The sequence below is a fragment of the Halomonas elongata genome, assembly GCF_029081005.1.
Lineage (GTDB): Bacteria > Pseudomonadota > Gammaproteobacteria > Pseudomonadales > Halomonadaceae > Halomonas > Halomonas elongata_B.
The window spans coordinates 1-17,489 of sequence record NZ_JAJQTQ010000015.1; the positions used below are offsets into that span (position 1 = coordinate 1).

Genomic DNA, 17,489 nt, shown 5'->3' on the forward strand with positions numbered 1-17,489 from the left:
CGCTGGACGCTGGACGCTGGACGCTGGACGCTGGACGCTGGACGCTGGACGCTGGACGCTGGACGCTGGACGCTGGACGCTGGAAGACAGCATGAACCCCGACAGCATGGGGTCAAGGTTTTTTCTTCCAGCTTCAAGCTTACGACTTCAAGCTCCCGGCGGAGCCGGGGACTTCCAGCTTCAAGCTTACGACTTCAAGCTCCCGGCGAAGCCGGGGACTTCCAGCTTCAAGCTTATGGCTTCAAGCTCCCGGCGAAGCCGGGGACTTCCAGCTTCAAGCTTATGGCTTACAGCTCCTGAGCCGGCTCAGGACTCGTCCTCTTCAGGGAAACGCAGCGGGTTGAGGCTTCGCTTCACCGCCTTGAGCTGTTCGGCGAGCTTGGGCCCTCGTGTCTTGGCCACGCCCACCGCCAGTACGTCGACCAGTACCAGGTGGGCGATGCGCGAGCTCATCGGCGTGTAGATCTCGGTGTCCTCGTGCACGTCGATGTATAGCGGCAGGCTCACTTCACCGGCCAGGGGCGTATCGCTCGGGCACAGGCCAATCACCGTGGCGCCGGCGTCACGCGCCATCCGCACGCTGGCCACCAGCGCCTTGGTACGGCCGGTCTGGGAGATCGCCACGACCACGTCCCCCTCCTTGAGGGTCGCCGCCGACATGTTCTGCATGTGCGGATCGGTATAGGCGGCCGTGGAAATCTGCAGGCGGAAGAACTTGTGCTGGGCGTCGAAGGCCACCGCTCCGGAAGCGCCGAACCCGTAGAACTCCACACGATTGGCCATGGCCAGGGCATTGATCGCCTGGCTGAGCGATTCGTTGTCCAGCCGATCGCGGACCGACAGCAGGGTGCCGACGGTGGAATCGAAAATGCTCTGCGAGAATTCCGCCACCGAGTCGCTGTCGTTCATGGAGAACTGAGCGAACTGGCTGCCCGTGGCCAGCATCTGAGCCAGCTTGAGCTTGAAGTCCTGAAAACCGTTGCAGCCCAATGCCCGGCAGAAGCGAACCACCGTGGGTTCGCTGACCTTGGCTTCGGTGGCCAGATCGACGATGCGCATGTGGATCACTTCTTCGGGATTGCGCAGCACGAAACGCGCCACTTTCTGCTCGGAGCGGCGAAAGTGCTCCATGCGACGTCTCATTTCATCGAACAGGCCAAGGCTCACGCGGCACTCCTTGTTGCGGCTCGCGGGCATCATCTCGGCGTCCCGCGCATGTATTGAGGATCTCGATGTACACAGTATGCCCCAAGCCGTACGGCAATGCGCACCCAGGTTCTCACCAAGCCAGAATCACTGGCGTTGGTTGACGTGACGTCATCATTCTGTCAAGTGGGGTATAGTAAGAAGTGCAGTGTCGGGCAGCGTCATTGGATGCCGGCACATTCACTGCAGACAGGAGAGTCGATCATGCGAAAAGCCGAACGGTTAACCTCCGTCAAGAGCGAACTTCTCGACATCTTCATGAGCATGGAAGTCAGCGAGCACGAGCAGCGTTCCCGCACCGCGGCCCAACGCAACCTGCGCGCTCGGCGCGGTATCGAACTGCATGAAGAGTTCAAGCGCCTGAGCCAGGATATCGCCGAACTTCCCGAGGACGAACCGAACGACGATATGCACTGATCACCAGACTCTTCATTCAGCGCCCGACGCCAATGCAGAGCCCCGCCGAAGCGGGGCTCATGGGAGTGTCACTCTGTGTGACGCCGCATCGCCGGCTTCTCAGAGGCTGGACACGAACACCGCAATCACCCCTATCGGAGCGACAAAGCGTGACACGATCGTCCAGATCATGGCGCCGGTGTCACCGAAACCCAGCTCGCGACGCACGCTATCACGATCCAGCACCCAGGCGACGAAGACGATCGCCATCAGACCCGTCAACGGCAACAGATACTTGCTGGTCAGGGTGTCGAGGAAGTCGAACACGTTGAAGCCGAAAATCAGCACGTCACTCCACACGTTGAACGCGAGCAACGCCGAGATCCCCAATGCCCAGGTCGCTACGCCCGCAACCAGGGTTGCGCCGACACGCGACAGCGGGGTGCGCTCTTCGACGAACTCCACCACCGGCTCCAGCAGGGAAATCGCCGACGTCAGGGCGGCGAAGGTCAGCAGCAGGAAGAACATCAATCCAAGGATGATGCCGCCTCCCATGTTGCCGAAGGCCAGCGGCAGGGTGACGAAGATCAATCCGGGGCCGGAGCTCAGGTCGAGGCCATTGGCGAAGACAATGGGGAAGATCGCCAGGCCGGCGACCAGGGCCACCAGGGTATCGAGGATGATGACGGTCCGAGCGGTCTTGAGCAGATTGACTTCCTGCCCCAGGTAGGAGCCATAGGCCATCATGATGCCCATGCCCAGTGACAGCGTGAAGAAGGCCTGGCCCATGGCCGCCAGGACCACGCCACCATCGAGCTTGCCGAAATCGAGATTGAACATGAATCCGACCGCCTCGCCGAAGTGGCCGGTGGTCATGCCGTAACCCACCAGTACCAGCAACAGCACGCCAAGCGCGGGCATGAGGGTGCGCACGGCTCCCTCCAGCCCCTTGGTCACGCCACGAGCGACGATACCGATCACCAACAGCATGAAGATCGAATGACCGATCAGCAGCAGGCCGGGATTGCCCAGCATGCCCGTGAACAGCGCATTGATGCCATCGGCATCCTGGCCGCTGAAGGCTCCGGTCACCGAACTCAGGGTGTAGTACAGCGACCAACCACCGATCACGCTGTAGAACGACAGGATCAGGAAGGCCCCGAGAATTCCGCTGACCCCGACCAGCATCCAGATGCGGGGCTGTCCAGCACCCTTGGCCAGGTCGCTCATGGCATTGGCCGGGTTGTTCTGGCCACGACGGCCGATCAACCATTCCGCCACCAGGATCGGCAGCCCCACCAGGGCGATACACAGCAGGTAGACCGCAACGAAGGCGGCGCCACCGCTATCGCCCACCATGTAGGGAAATTTCCAGATATTGCCCAGACCGACCGCGGAACCGGTTGCCGCGAGGATGAAGGTCAGCCGGGATGACCATTGTGCATGGGAGAGTTTCGACATGTTTCACCTTGAGAGTGCGTGTCGTCATCGATCGATCGGATGCAATGACGGCGTTGTGCTTGTAGTCGTCACGTCCGCGGTACGTCGGATCACGACGGACCGCTTTCAAGGGCATGACAGGTGCCGAGCAGGATCGCTGCCAGGGCGGCGTCCCGTCACCGTTCGTACAATGTAACGGGAACCTCGAGGGGTTCGAAGACAAAATCACGCCGGATAAGCGTGAATGCCCGCAATACCCCATGGCAAGTGACGATCAAGCCGTAAAAATATCTGATCATACGCTTGATGGCCAGCCATCGACATGCCGGACCGCTTGTCGAAAGGGTCAGAACAGCTCGGCCTGCCGTTCTCCGGCGAACTCGGGCAAGGGTGGCAATTCGATGTGCCCGGCGAGGGCATCGTAGAGCCGACGCGCCATCCGAGGGGAGTGGCGATTATCGGCAGTATGCACAAAAAGGAAAGGGCTTATCCCCTGTTTTATCCACAGCGCCAGCCTGTCGACCCAGGGTTGGAAATAACGGTCATTGATATCGGCATCGACATGGCCGATGAAACGCACCACAGGAAAATTTCCTGTGGAAATCACATGTAGCGGGCGCTTGGGCTTTTCATCCTGGGCCTTGATCATGCCGGGGTGGCCCTGGGTCGAGGTGGAAAACAGTGGACGGACATCGAGCATGACACGATTGGCGGCATGACTTATCAACAACCTGTTGAGTTCTGTCTCGACCGCCCCCTTGTGGAAAAATTCACTGTGACGAACCTCGACGCCACAGGGAATGTCGCTCGGCCAGCGCGCCAGCAAGGCCCGCAGCCTGGGCAGTTCCTCGGCCCCGAAATCCCGCGGTAGCTGGACCATCAGGGGACCGAGCCTTCCGCGCAGGGGATCGAGCGCTTCGAGGAAGGCGTCAAAGGACGCCTCGACACCTTCCAGTCGTCGCTCATGCGTCAGACTCGACGGCAACTTGAAGCAGAACCGGAAGTCGGCCGGCACCTGGCGAGCCCAGGTCGCCACCGTCTCCGCCCTCGGTGCCCCACTATAAAAGGTGGTATTCCCCTCGACGGCAGAAAATACCCTCGCGTAATCACCGAGACGGTCTTCCGCCCCTCCATGAGGTGGGTAAAGGCTGCCTCGCCAGGCATCGTTGGCCCACATCGGCAACCCCAGATGCAATCGTCCGTTCATTGCGGTATCCCCACCCTCGACGCCCTATGGGTACCGACCGTCATCGGCACATGTATCGAGTGCCACACTATACCCGGCCTCCCGGCTCTCGATCACCCTTCTCCACCAGGCCGCCGCCTCTGCCGTCGCGAGGCCCTTTCCGGTTCTCCGCAACCATCGATGAATGAGTCGACAACACCATATGTTTGTCTAGAATGACGTATAGACACCATATCTTGTATAATAGCGGTGTCGCTGCCAAGGTGGCCTCGTCCAGGATTTCGACCCGATGGGTTGTGTTGAGACTGTTTTAACTGAGAATCTATATCATGTTTATTAAGATTTATAGCTCACCCGACTGCATGCAGTGCCACGCCACCTACCGTGCCCTCGACAAGCAGGGTCTCGACTACACCGTGGTGGACATCAGCGAAGAGCCCGAGGCGGCCAACACCGTTCGGGAACTCGGCTATCGCCAACTGCCCGTGGTGGTCGCCGCGGATGAGCACTGGTCCGGCTTCCGCCCGGAACGCATTCGTCAGCTGGCCAGCTGACGGCGGAGACGAGCGTGAGCGAACTGGTCTATTTCTCGACGCGATCGGGCAACACGCGCCGTTTCGTGGAAAAGCTCGGCCTGCCCGCCCAGCGGATACCGTTGAGCCGCGATGAACAAGCACTGCGCGTACACCGCCCCTTCGTGCTGGTGGTTCCCACCTATGGCGATGGCAATCCCGGCACGGCGGTGCCCGCTCCGGTGATCCGCTTTCTCAACGATGCGCACAATCGCGCCCTGATCCGGGGTGTGGTGGCGGGCGGCAACACCAACTTCGGCAGCGCTTACGGCCTGGCGGGCCGCGTCATTGCCCACAAGTGCCAGGTCCCGTTGCTCTATCGCTTCGAGCTGATGGGCACCCCCGAGGATGTCGCCAAGGTACGCGAATGCCTGGCCACGGAGATCGACAATGCTGGATGACACCCTGACCCACCCCGACGACACAGAGGAAACGGCGATGGCTACCGCCAATCATGCGGCGCCGAAGGTGCTGGACTTTCATGCACTCAATGCCATGCTCAACCTCTATGACGCCGACGGTCGCCTGCAACTGGATGCCGACAAGGAAGCGGCGCGTCAGTATTTCCTTCAGCACGTCAACCAGAACACGGTGTTCTTCCACACGCTGGAAGAGAAGCTGGATTACCTGGTCGAGGAAGGCTACTACGAAGGCGAGATCCTCGCGCAGTACGATGCGAGCTTCGTCAAGGCCCTGTTCGATCAGGCCTATGCGCTGAAGTTTCGCTTCCAGAGCTTCCTCGGCGCCTTCAAGTACTACACCAGCTACACCCTCAAGACCTTCGATGGCCAGCGCTACCTGGAACGCTTCGAGGATCGCGTCTGCATGGTCGCCCTGACCCTGGCTCGCGGCGACGAAGCGCTGGCCCGGACCCTGGTCGACGAGATTCTCCATGGCCGCTTCCAGCCCGCCACGCCGACCTTCCTCAACTGCGGCAAGCAACAGCGCGGTGAGCTGGTCTCGTGCTTTTTGCTGCGCATCGAGGACAACATGGAATCGATCGGTCGCGCCATCAACTCCGCGCTGCAGTTGTCCAAGCGCGGTGGCGGTGTGGCCTTTTCGCTCAGCAACGTCCGCGAGGCCGGCGCGCCGATCAAGCGTATCGCCAACCAGTCGTCGGGCGTCATTCCGATCATGAAGCTGCTGGAAGACGCCTTCTCGTACGCCAACCAGTTGGGCGCGCGCCAGGGTGCCGGGGCGGTCTATCTCAATGCGCACCATCCCGATATCCTGCGCTTTCTCGATACCAAGCGCGAGAACGCCGACGAGAAGATTCGCATCAAGACCCTGTCGCTGGGTGTGGTGATTCCCGACATCACCTTCGAGCTGGCCAAGCGCAACGAAACGATGTACCTGTTCTCGCCCTATGATGTCGAACGCGTCTACGGCGTGCCCTTCGGCGATATCAGCGTGACCGAGAAGTATCAGGAAATGGTCGACGATGCGCGCATCCGCAAGACCAAGACCGACGCTCGGGAACTCTTCCAGACGCTCGCCGAACTGCAGTTCGAATCCGGCTACCCTTACGTGCTGTTCGAGGATACCGCCAACCGCGACAACCCCATCGCCGGGCGTATCAACATGAGCAATCTCTGCTCGGAAATCCTGCAGGTCAACTCGCCCAGCGAGTACGACGACGACCTGGATTATCGCCATACCGGCGAGGATATCTCCTGCAACCTGGGCTCGCTCAACATCGCCCGGGTGATGGACTCTCCGGATTTCGGTGCCAGTGTCGAGACCGCCGTGCGTGCGCTGAGCGCGGTATCCGAGATGAGCGACATCCGCTCGGTACCCTCGATCGCCGAGGCCAATGCCCGCTCCCACGCCATCGGCCTGGGGCAGATGAACCTGCACGGTTATCTGGCTCGCGAGCACATCCATTACGGTTCCGAAGAGGGGCTGGATTTCACCAACCTCTACTTCTACACCATCACCTATCACGCCGTGCGCGCCTCGAACCGCCTGGCCATCGAGCGTGGCGAATCCTTCGCCGGCTTCGAGGATTCCGCCTACGCCAGCGGCAGCTATTTCGACAAGTACACCGACAGCGAATGGCAACCCAGGACACGACGCGTCCGCGAGCTGTTCGACGAAGCCGGCATCCAGATTCCCACGCGCGAGGACTGGCGCGAGCTCAAGGCCTCGGTCATGCGCCATGGCCTGTTCAACCGCAACCTGCAGGCGGTGCCGCCGACCGGCTCGATTTCCTACATCAATCACGCCACCTCGAGCATTCACCCGGTGGTGTCGAAGATCGAGATCCGCAAGGAAGGCAAGCTGGGACGCGTCTACTATCCGGCGCCCTACCTCAACGATGACAACCAGGACTATTATCGCGACGCCTACGAGATCGGCCCCGAAAAGATCATCGATACCTATGCCGAGGCCACGCAACACGTCGATCAGGGCCTGTCGCTGACGCTGTTCTTCCGCGACACGGCCACCACGCGGGATATCAACCGCGCGCAGATCTATGCCTGGCGCAAGGGCATCAAGACGATCTACTACGTGCGGCTGCGTCAGGCGGCGCTGGAGGGAACGGAAGTGGAAGGCTGTGTGTCCTGCACTCTCTAAGGAAACACTGCACAAATGCCTGCGCGGGCAAATCACCGCGTTGCGCGGTGCTCGGAATCCTCACCTATACCCCATAGGCGCCGGTTCCTGTGCTCCGTGCGCTTTGTGTGACCCACATGGATGTGGGAAATGCGATGGCCCGTCGGGAACGGGCCTAGCCTTCGCTCCGCTCGTCGATTTGTTCAGCGCTTCCCTAAAGCGTTATTCCTTCTCTCGGGGCGCCAGGTGCGCCCCGCATGACCACCGGATGAGATGACTACCATGACCGCTCGACTGACCCGCGTCGATGCCATCAACTGGAACCGCCTCCAGGACGACAAGGACCTCGAGGTCTGGAACCGGCTCACCAGCAACTTCTGGCTGCCGGAAAAGATCCCGCTGTCCAATGATGTACCATCGTGGAACACCCTCAGCGAACGCGAGCAGCAACTGACCATCCGGGTGTTCACCGGCCTGACGCTGCTCGACACCATTCAGGGCACGATCGGTGCGCCGGTACTGATCGAGGATGCGGTGACACCCCACGAGGAAGCCGTGTTCACCAACATCAGCTTCATGGAATCGGTGCATGCACGCTCCTACAGCTCGATCTTCTCGACGCTGTGCGCCACCCGGGATGTCGATGACGCCTACCGCTGGAGCGAGGAAAACCCGCACCTGCAGAACAAGGCGGAACTGATCCTCGAGCGCTACCGCACCGACGATCCGCTGATGCGCAAGGTCGCCAGCGTGTTCCTCGAGTCCTTCCTGTTCTATTCGGGGTTCTACCTGCCGATGTACTGGTCGAGCCGCGGCAAGTTGACCAATACCGCCGACCTGATTCGCCTGATCATCCGTGACGAGGCGGTGCACGGCTATTACATCGGCTACAAGTTCCAGCTTGCCCTGGAGCAGGAAACGCCGGAGCGCCAGAAAGAGATCAAGGACACCACCTACGACCTGCTGCTCGACCTCTACGACAATGAGGTCCAGTACACCGAATCGCTGTACGACGACGTCGGCCTGACCGAAGACGTCAAGGCGTTCCTGCACTACAACGCCAACAAGGCGTTGATGAACCTGGGGTTCGAGGCGCTGTTCCCGAACGCCACCGAAGCCGTCGACCCGGCCATCCTGGCCGCGCTCTCGCCGGGTGCCGAAGAGAACCACGACTTCTTCTCGGGCTCGGGCTCCTCCTATGTCATCGGGCGCACCGAGCGGACGGAGGATGAGGACTGGGCCTTTTAACGCCCTCACGGCGAGGGAAGGTTTTCCTTATCAAGACGATAACGCCGGGGTTTCTACCCCGGCGTCGCTCTTTCAGATATGCCCGATGGGCCGTGGTGACCGCTATTCGACCGTCACGGACTTGGCCAGGTTGCGGGGTTGATCCACATCGGTGCCCTTGAGCACCGCAACATGGTAGGACAACAGCTGCAGCGGCAGGGTATAGAGGATCGGCGCCAGCGCGTCCTCGACAGGCGGCAGGTGCAGTACCCGGATGCCATCGTCGCTGGACAGACCCACGCCTTCATCGGCAAAGACAAAGAGCTCTCCCCCGCGCGCCCTGACTTCCTGGAGGTTCGACTTCAGTTTGTCGAGCAGCTCGTCATTGGGCGCCACCGAGACCACCGGCATGTCGCTGTCGACCAGTGCCAGCGGGCCGTGCTTGAGCTCTCCCGCCGGATAGGCCTCGGCATGGATGTAGGAAATTTCCTTGAGCTTCAGCGCCCCCTCCAGTGCGACCGGGAAGTGGGCGCCACGGCCGAGGAAGAGGGCATGATGCTTCTCGGCGAAGGCCGTGGACAACGCCTCGATCTCCCCATCCAGCGCCAGAACCCGCTCGACCCGGGCGGGCAGCCCGCGCAGGGCCTCGACCAGAGTGGCCTGTTCCTGCGCATCCTGGCCACGCACGCGGCCGAGCGCCAGGGTCAGCAGCATCAGGGCGGTCAACTGAGTGGTGAAGGCCTTGGTCGAAGCCACACCGATCTCCGGACCGGCCCGGGTCATCAGCGTCAGGTCGGACTCGCGTGCCAGGGAACTGCCCGGCACGTTGCAGATCGCCAGGCTGCCCAGGTAACCGCTGTCCTTGGCGAACCGCAGCGCCGCCAGGGTATCGGCGGTCTCGCCGGACTGGGAGAGCGTCACGAACAGCGTGTTCTCGGGCACCACCACCCGGCGATAACGGTACTCGGAAGCGACCTCCACCTGTACCGGTATGCCGGCATAACGCTCGAGCCAGTAGCGGGCCACGAGACCGGCATGATAGCTGGTTCCGCAGGCCACCAGGTGGATCTGGGATACCCGCGAGAACAACGCCTCGGCACCGGGACCGAAACTCCCCACCGGTACCGAGCGATCACCGAGCCGCCCTTCCAGGGTCTCGGCGATGACCGCCGGCTGCTCATGGATCTCCTTGAGCATGAAGTGACGATATTCGCCCTTGCTGGCGCTGCCATCGCCATGCTCGAAGGTCTGGACCTCGCGCTCGACGGCCTGACCCGAGGCATCGAATACCTCGATGCTGCCGCCGGCGGAGAGCCGCACCACGTCGCCTTCCTCGAGATAGATGAAGCGATCGGTGACCTGCAGCAGGGCCAGCGGGTCCGAGGCAATAAAGGCCTCCTCGATCCCGACCCCTACCACCAGGGGGCTGCCCTTGCGCGCACCGATCACCACATCCGGCTCGTCGGCATGGATCACGCCCAGGGCGTAGGCACCATCGAGCCGCGCGATCACTCCCTGCACCGCCGACAGCAGGTCCGTGGTGCGTGCTTCACGCTCGATCAGATGCGCGATGACCTCGGTGTCGGTCTGGGAGGCGAAGTCGTAACCGGCACTCTCCAGCTCGACCCGCAGGGACTCATGGTTCTCGATGATCCCATTGTGTACTACCGCCAGGCGTTCACCGGACTGGTGGGGATGGGCATTCTCCTCGCTGGGACGCCCATGGGTCGCCCAGCGAGTGTGGGCGATGCCGCTATGACCGGTGAGCGGCGACGCTTCCAGCTTTTCCTCGAGAGCCGCCACCTTGCCCAGGGCCCGGCGACGTTGCAGGCACCCGTCGGTATCCCGCACCACCATGCCTGCCGAATCATAACCGCGATATTCCAGGCGCAAGAGCCCTTCACGCAGGATTCCCTGTACGTTGCGTTGCGCCACGGCGCCGACGATGCCACACATGCCGAATCTCCTTAGTCATTCCCAAGCTTGGTAGGGCGCTTCCAGTCATCCTTGCTGATCACCCGCGACCGCTCGACCGCCAGGGCATGGTCGGCAACATCACGATCGATGGTGGATCCAGCCCCCACGGTAGCCCCCTTGCCCACGCTGACCGGCGCCACCAGGGCCGTGTTGGAGCCGATGAAAGCGTCATCGCCGATCTCGGTGCGATGCTTGTTCGCGCCGTCATAGTTGCAGGTAATGGTCCCCGCCCCCACGTTGACGCCCCGTCCTAGTCGGGCGTCGCCGACATAGCTCAGGTGGTTGATCTTGGAGCCTTCGCCGACCTCGGCATTCTTGGTCTCGACGAAATTGCCGACCTTGGCGCCGACCGCCAGTCGGGTCCCCGGACGCAGGCGCGCGAAGGGGCCGAGCTGATTGTGGCCGGCCACCACGGCCCCCTCGATGACGCTGTGGGGTTCGATGACCGTCTCGGCACCGATATGACTGTCGCGGATCACACAGTGGGCGCCAACGCGCACCCCTTCTCCCAGTTCGACATCCCCTTCAAAGACACAACCGACATCGATCTCGACATCATGACCGCACGTGAGGCGACCTCGTACATCCAGACGAGACGGGTCACGCAGGGCGACCCCTTGCGCCATCAACGACTCGGCGATATCGCCCTGCAGGGTGCGTTCCAGTCGAGCCATCTGGCGGCGATCGTTGACCCCCTCCACCTCGACCGGGCGCGAGGGCTGGGCGGTGGTGACCTTCACGCCTTCGGCGGCGGCCATGGCGATGACATCGGTGAGATAGTACTCGCCCTGGGCATTATCGGCCGACAGGCGGGGCAACCAGCGACGCAACTGGGTGGCGGTCATGGCCATGATGCCGGTGTTGCACTCGCGCACTGCCCGCTGGGCCTCATCGGCATCCTTCTGCTCGACGATGGCCACTGCCTCGCCGGCTTCGTCACGCAGGATACGGCCATAGCCGGCGGGATCCTCCAGCGTTACCGTCAACAGCCCCATGTGCTGCTCATCGACGGGGGCCAGCAGCGCCCTCAGGGTGTCGCGCCGGATCAAGGGCACATCGCCGTAGAGCACCAGCACCTTGCCGTCGCCGAGCTCTTCCAGGGACTGGGCCACGGCATGGCCGGTGCCCTTCTGCTCGGCCTGAAGAACGAAATGCACCGGGTACTCGGCCAGTGCCTCGTGCAACCGTTCGGCACCATGACCCACGACCACATGGGTCCGTTCGGCCTCGAGCCCCGAGGTGGTATCGAGTATATGGCGCACCATCGGCTTGCCGGCCAGCGGATGCAGCACCTTGGGCAGCGAAGAGCGCATGCGCGTTCCCTTGCCCGCTGCGAGTATCACCACGTCGAGGGTCATCATGACTCCTTGTCCACTCATCAGATCCGGTTCATTCTAGGCTGTCGGCCGCATCACTGGCCATCTCGGTTCGCTTCATCGCTTCCTTCATCGGCGACGGGGCTCTCGCTGTCGCCGGCTTCCGCCACCTCGATCCCCAGCCTGTCGACCACATCACGTCCGAAATGTGCCGCGAAAGCCGGACTCGCCAGGCTCTGCCAGCCATCTCCCTGGCGTACCAGCATCAACACCGCCAGGTCATGACGTTGAGCAAGGGCCATGCCTTCTCGCTCGCCGAGCACCGTCATGGCCGTGGCCCAGGCATCGGCCCGGGCGTTGGACGAATCGATGATCGTCACCGAGGCGAGACGGTGCTGGATCGGTCGCCCGGTACGGGGATCGATGGTGTGCGAGTAGCGACGACCATCCGCCTCGAAGTAATGGCGATAGTCTCCCGACGTGGCCACCGAGGTGTCTTCCAGGGGCAGGACATGCTCCGCCTGGGGGCGACCGTTGCGTGGCACTTCGACGCCGATTCGCCAGGGCTCGGCTTCGCCATCGCGATGGCCATCCACCTTGACCTCACCGCCCAGGTTGACCAGGAAGTTCTCCACGCCCTGGTCGGCCAGATAGGCGGCGACTCGATCGGTAGCATAGCCCTTGGCCACGCCGGAGAGGTCGACGAAGACATCCTTCAGCCGCCTGGCTCGATTATCGTCGACCTTCAGCTCCAGAGTCTCCATGCCGACCTCGGCGAGACGCTGCTCGATGAGGGAATCGGCGGGCACTTCCTCGGGACGCGCCTCGGGGCCGAAGCTCCACAGGTTGACCAGGTCGCCCACGGTGACATCGAAGGCGCCGCCACTGGCGTCGCCCACCGATCGGGCGATATCCAGCACATGGATCAGCGGGGCGGAGAGCGTCTGCCATTCACCGACCGGCTCGTCGTTGAAGGCCACCAGTTCAGCGTCATCGCGATAGGTCGACATCGAGGCGTCCACCGCCTCCAGTTCCTCGAGAAAGCCGTCTTCCAGCGCCTCGGCCTCGGACGGCGTGAGGGGATCGGCGATGGTCACCTGATAGAAAGTACCGAAGATATCGCCCTTCAGGGTGACGGGTGACTCCAGCGTACGCTCCGAACATCCGGCCAGCAGGACGACCATCAGCAGGGCTGGAAAAACAAGGCGGTAGTTCCAAAGTGGCATGACGAAACTCCAGAAAGAAGTCAGCCAGCAGACAGGATGAGCGCCGGGGACAAGGTGAAGCGAGGGTCCTTTGCCATGGATGGCAAAGGTAGCGCCCATGGAAGGGTTTACAGCGCCCTCGCGAAAGCTTGTCGACGGAACAGCTCATCCTCCCTCCGGCTCGATGAAGTACTTCAGCCAAACAACCAGATCAGCGCAATGCCCAGAATGAGACGGTAGACAACGAAGGGCTGCATGCCGATCCGCTTGATGAAGGCCAAGAAGAAGTGGATGCACAGATAGGCACTGATGCCCGACAGCACCGCCCCCACCACCAGCGCCGTCCAGTCCACCGGCAACGGGGAACGGATCAACTCCAGCGACTCCAGCCCACCGGCCAGCACGATCACCGGAATCGATAGCAGGAAGGAGAAGCGCGCCGCGGCTTCCCGGGTCAACCCCAGCATCAAGGCAGCCGTCATGGTGATGCCGGAACGCGAGGTGCCGGGTATCAAGGCCAGCGCCTGGGCCAGACCGATCCACAAGGCATCACGCCAGCTCATCCGGTACTCGTCGCGCCGACCACGGTGGCGCCAGTCGACATAGCCGAGCAATAGACCGAAGACGATCAATCCTCCGGCCAGCACCAGCGGGGAGCGCATCACGCCCTCGATGACATCCTTGAACGCCAGGCCGACCACACAGACCGGGATCGTCGCCAACAAGACCCACCAGGCCAGACGTGCATCTTCATCGGTACCGCGCCCTGCCAGGCTGCAACACCAGCTGGTCGTCATGGCCGCAAGCTCATCGCGAAAATAAAGCACTACCGCCATCAAGCTGCCAAGGTGCAGCGCCACATCGAAGGCCAGGCCCTGATCCGGCCAGTCGGTCAGTACCGGCACCAGGATCAGGTGGGCGGAGCTGGAAACCGGCAGGAACTCGGTCAATCCCTGGACAATGGAAAGCAGAATGATCTGTAGCCAATCCATGGAGCACTCTGTGTCAGGCTGGGAAACGGCGCCCGCAGGCAACCGGCTCACGAGGATACACATCCCGCGCCCCGCTGTCCGCTCGACTCAGCCGCCGGACAGGATCAAGGTCGCGAAGCTGAAATAGATCAACACACCGGACGCATCGATCAAGGTCGTCACCAGCGGAGCCGAGGCGGTCGCCGGATCCCAACCGAAACGATCGAGCACGAAGGGCAGGCACATCCCGAGCAGGCTCCCGAACAGTACGATCGCGATCATGCTCACCGCCACCACCAGGGCCACCGCCTCACCGCCACGCATCACACCGATCGGGGCCACCGCCAGCGCCATGGTCAGCCCCAGCGACCCGGCCACCAGCAGCTCGCGTCCCAGCAATTTGCCCCAATCGCGAACGCCGACATCCCCGGTGGCCATGCCACGCACCATCAGAGTCGCGGCCTGGGCACCGGCATTGCCGCCACTGCCGATCAACAGCGGCAGGAAGAACACCAGGGCCACCTGGGCGGCGATGGTCTCCTCGAAGTGTGCAATGCCGGCGCCGGACAGCAGGTTGCCGAATACCAGCAGTACCAGCCAGGTCACCCGCTTTCGATAGAGGCTGAGCAGCGGCACTCGGCTGACGCCATCCTCGAGCTGACCGATGGACATCCCCTTGTGGATATCTTCAGTGGCCTCGGACTCGACCACGTCCAGCGCGTCATCGTGGGTGACGATACCGACCAGCCGGTGTTCCTCGTCCACCACCGGTACCGCCAGCAGGTCATAGCGTGCCACGATTCGGGCCACCTCCTCCTGAGGCGTATCCACGGTGGCGTGAATCACATCACGGATCATCAGCTCGTCGACCCGAGCCCCGGGACGGGCCACCATCAGTTGCCGCAACGACATGGTACCGGCCGGACGTCCATCGGCATCGAGCACATAGAGCTGATAGACCGTCTCGGCGTCCGGTGCGGTCTGGCGTACCCGCATCATCGCCCGCGAAACGGTCATGCCCATCGGGATCGCCACATAGTCGGAGGTCATCAAGGCACCGGCCGTTCCCTCCTCGTAGCTGGCCAGGCGCATGAGTTCCTCACGCTCCCGATGCGCCATGCGCCGCAGCAGTACCTCGCGACGATCCTCGCCGAGCACCTTGAACAAGTCGGTCCGCTCGTCGGCGCCCATTTCCTCGAGCACCGCCTGCAGCTTGTCGTTGCGCATGACAGCCGTGAAGGTGAGCTGCTCCTCGCCATGCAGATGGCCGAGAACGCTGGCCTGACGCTCCAGGGGGAGGCTGTCCAGCAAGGCTCGACCCCGCAGCTCATCGTCGTTCTCGAGCAGATCATGCAGGATCTCGGCGATATCGGCCGAGCGCAGCTCGGGCAGCTGGGCATTCAACCGTTCCCGGTCATCGTCTTCCAGGGCACGGAGCAGGTCTGCCTTGTGTTGCTCGAGAGACTCGTTGAGTGACATGGACATCCTCTCCCACCGTCAGAACGGCTCGATCACCCGATACGAACACGAAAACGCCTCCCGAAATAGATCCGGGAGGCACCCTCGTCAATCACGCTCGGCGCGGCGCTGGCGTCAGCCGCGACCGGCCTTGCGACGCAGCTGCTGGATGGTACGCAGCTGGGCCATGGCTTCGGCCAACTCGGCCGCGGCGCGGGTATAATCCAGCTCCGCGGACTTGTCGCTCATGGCTTGAAGCGCCTCTTGGCGAGCCTGCTCGGCGGCCGCCTCGTCCAGGTCATCGGCACGCACGGCGGTATCGGCCAGCACGGTGACCACATCGGGCTGCACCTCGAGGAAGCCCCCCGAGACATAGAAGTGATCTTCCTCACCTCCACCCCGGACGATACGCACCGGACCGGGCGCCAGCTCGGTCAGCAGCGGCGTGTGGCCGGCGAGGATACCGAGATCCCCCATACTCCCGGCCGCCACGACCTGCTCGGCTTCGCCGGAGTAGATCGACGCCTCGGCGCTGACGACCTCGCATTTGATGCTTTTCGTCATGATGACGTCTCCCAGGTAGAGGGATTACTTCATCTGGTTGGCTTTCTCGACGGCCTCGTCGATGGTGCCGACCATGTAGAAGGCCTGCTCCGGCAACTCGTCGTACTCGCCTTCGAGGATGCCCTGGAACCCGCGGATGGTCTCCTTGAGGGAGACATACTTGCCCGGCGCACCAGTGAATACCTCGGCGACGAAGAACGGCTGCGACAGGAAGCGCTGGATCTTGCGCGCCCGGGCCACGGACAGCTTGTCTTCGTCGGACAGCTCGTCCATGCCCAGGATGGCAATGATATCCTTGAGCTCCTTGTAGCGCTGCAGCACGCCCTGTACACCACGCGCGACCTTGTAGTGCTCCTCACCGATGACCAGCGGATCCAGCTGACGAGAGGTGGAATCCAGCGGGTCGATGGCCGGATAGATACCCAGCTCGGCGATGGAACGCGCCAGAACCACGGTCGCATCCAGATGCGAGAAGGTGGTCGCCGGTGACGGGTCGGTCAGGTCGTCCGCGGGGACGTAGACCGCCTGAACGGAGGTGATGGAACCCGTCTTCGTGGAGGTGATGCGCTCCTGCAGGACGCCCATCTCCTCGGCCAGGGTCGGCTGGTAACCCACCGCGGACGGCATGCGGCCGAGCAGTGCGGATACCTCGGTACCGGCCAGGGTATAGCGGTAGATGTTGTCGACGAACAGCAGCACGTCGCGGCCTTCATCGCGGAACTTCTCGGCGATGGTCAGGCCGGTCAGGGCCACGCGCAGGCGGTTGCCGGGCGGCTCGTTCATCTGACCGTAGACCAGGGAGACCTTGTCGAGGACGTTGGACTCCTGCATCTCGTGATAGAAGTCGTTGCCCTCGCGAGTCCGCTCGCCGACACCGGCGAACACGGAGTAACCGCTGTGCTCGGTGGCGATGTTACGGATCAGCTCCATCATGTTGACGGTCTTGCCGACACCGGCACCGCCGAACAGGCCAACCTTGCCGCCCTTGGCGAAGGGACAGACCAGGTCGATGACCTTGATGCCCGTCTCCAGCAGCTCGTCGGCCGCCGCCTGATCCGCATAACCGGGGGCCTTGCGGTGGATCGGCATGCGCTCCTGCTCACCGATCTCGCCAGCCTCGTCGATCGGCTGGCCCAGGACGTTCATGATCCGGCCCAGGGTCTCTTCACCCACCGGCACGGAAATGGCGGCACCGGTGCTGGCGATCTCGAGACCGCGCTTGAGCCCTTCGGTGGAGCCCATGGCGATGGTACGCACCACGCCGTCACCCAGCTGCTGCTGGACCTCAAGGATGGTCTCGCTGTTCGAGACCGTCAGCGCGTCGTAGACCTTGGGCACTTCGTCCCGCGGAAACTCTACGTCAATCACCGCGCCGATGATTTGTACGATACGTCCGCTCATCTTGGTTCCTCTCA

The 17,489-nt window shown here is 62.6% G+C and carries 15 protein-coding genes; 5 read left to right on the top strand and 10 right to left on the bottom strand.

What is annotated here, in order from left to right; translation table 11 throughout:
- Window positions 1–306 precede the first annotated feature (306 nt).
- Entirely contained in the window at window positions 307–1,167 is an 861-nt protein-coding gene (gene hexR, locus LU493_RS12075) for a transcriptional regulator HexR (protein ID WP_275288035.1), read from the bottom strand.
- Between the two features lie 243 nt (window positions 1,168–1,410).
- On the opposite strand from hexR, the gene LU493_RS12080 reads away from it, so the two are divergent.
- Window positions 1,411–1,623, top strand: a complete 213-nt coding sequence (locus LU493_RS12080; protein WP_013334182.1) for a PA3496 family putative envelope integrity protein — start codon at window positions 1,411–1,413, stop codon at window positions 1,621–1,623.
- Between the two features lie 99 nt (window positions 1,624–1,722).
- Here LU493_RS12080 and LU493_RS12085 read toward each other — a convergent pair whose 3' ends face one another.
- Both LU493_RS12085 and LU493_RS12090 read right to left on the bottom strand, forming a co-directional pair.
- Window positions 1,723–3,063 (bottom strand): sodium-dependent transporter, encoded by a 1,341-nt coding sequence (locus LU493_RS12085; protein WP_275288036.1) that lies wholly within the window; start codon window positions 3,061–3,063, stop codon window positions 1,723–1,725.
- A 325-nt stretch (window positions 3,064–3,388) separates the two neighbouring features.
- A complete protein-coding gene (locus LU493_RS12090) occupies window positions 3,389–4,249 on the bottom strand; it encodes a DUF72 domain-containing protein (RefSeq protein WP_275288037.1) in 861 nt (286 codons plus the stop codon).
- Between the two features lie 308 nt (window positions 4,250–4,557).
- On the opposite strand from LU493_RS12090, the gene nrdH reads away from it, so the two are divergent.
- From nrdH to nrdF, 4 genes are all read left to right on the top strand, one after another.
- Complete coding sequence (gene nrdH, locus LU493_RS12095; RefSeq protein WP_069384780.1) at window positions 4,558–4,782, top strand: glutaredoxin-like protein NrdH; 225 nt, start codon at window positions 4,558–4,560, stop codon at window positions 4,780–4,782.
- Between the two features lie 14 nt (window positions 4,783–4,796).
- Window positions 4,797–5,201: a class Ib ribonucleoside-diphosphate reductase assembly flavoprotein NrdI gene (nrdI, locus tag LU493_RS12100; protein WP_275288038.1), complete on the top strand. Its 405-nt coding sequence runs from the start codon at window positions 4,797–4,799 to the stop codon at window positions 5,199–5,201.
- Window positions 5,191–7,377: a class 1b ribonucleoside-diphosphate reductase subunit alpha gene (gene nrdE, locus LU493_RS12105; protein ID WP_275288039.1), complete on the top strand. Its 2,187-nt coding sequence runs from the start codon at window positions 5,191–5,193 to the stop codon at window positions 7,375–7,377. Before nrdI ends, nrdE begins: the two co-directional genes overlap by 11 nt.
- Window positions 7,378–7,629: 252 nt before the next feature.
- Complete coding sequence (gene nrdF, locus LU493_RS12110) at window positions 7,630–8,604, top strand: class 1b ribonucleoside-diphosphate reductase subunit beta (RefSeq protein ID WP_275288040.1); 975 nt, start codon at window positions 7,630–7,632, stop codon at window positions 8,602–8,604.
- A gap of 102 nt (window positions 8,605–8,706) precedes the next feature.
- Here nrdF and glmS read toward each other — a convergent pair whose 3' ends face one another.
- The 7 genes from glmS to atpD all read right to left on the bottom strand — a co-directional run bounded on the left by glmS (window position 8,707) and on the right by atpD (window position 17,475).
- The gene (gene glmS / locus LU493_RS12115; protein WP_275288041.1) at window positions 8,707–10,539 is read right to left on the bottom strand and encodes a glutamine--fructose-6-phosphate transaminase (isomerizing); all 1,833 of its coding nucleotides are present in this window, start codon (window positions 10,537–10,539) and stop codon (window positions 8,707–8,709) included.
- A gap of 11 nt (window positions 10,540–10,550) precedes the next feature.
- Window positions 10,551–11,921 carry a bifunctional UDP-N-acetylglucosamine diphosphorylase/glucosamine-1-phosphate N-acetyltransferase GlmU gene (gene glmU, locus LU493_RS12120; RefSeq protein ID WP_275288042.1) on the bottom strand — a complete coding sequence of 457 codons (1,371 nt, stop codon included), beginning with the start codon at window positions 11,919–11,921 and terminating at the stop codon, window positions 10,551–10,553.
- 50 nt (window positions 11,922–11,971) lie between these two features.
- Window positions 11,972–13,102, bottom strand: coding sequence for an FAD:protein FMN transferase (locus tag LU493_RS12125; RefSeq protein WP_275288043.1), 1,131 nt, complete (start codon window positions 13,100–13,102; stop codon window positions 11,972–11,974).
- A gap of 173 nt (window positions 13,103–13,275) precedes the next feature.
- Entirely contained in the window at window positions 13,276–14,073 is a 798-nt protein-coding gene (locus LU493_RS12130; RefSeq protein WP_275288044.1) for an undecaprenyl-diphosphate phosphatase, read from the bottom strand.
- A gap of 87 nt (window positions 14,074–14,160) precedes the next feature.
- Window positions 14,161–15,531 carry a magnesium transporter gene (gene mgtE / locus LU493_RS12135; protein ID WP_275288045.1) on the bottom strand — a complete coding sequence of 457 codons (1,371 nt, stop codon included), beginning with the start codon at window positions 15,529–15,531 and terminating at the stop codon, window positions 14,161–14,163.
- A gap of 114 nt (window positions 15,532–15,645) precedes the next feature.
- Window positions 15,646–16,074, bottom strand: a complete 429-nt coding sequence (locus LU493_RS12140; RefSeq protein WP_275288046.1) for a F0F1 ATP synthase subunit epsilon — start codon at window positions 16,072–16,074, stop codon at window positions 15,646–15,648.
- A 24-nt stretch (window positions 16,075–16,098) separates the two neighbouring features.
- A complete protein-coding gene (gene atpD, locus LU493_RS12145) occupies window positions 16,099–17,475 on the bottom strand; it encodes a F0F1 ATP synthase subunit beta (protein WP_275288047.1) in 1,377 nt (458 codons plus the stop codon).
- Between the last annotated feature and the right edge of the window lie 14 nt (window positions 17,476–17,489).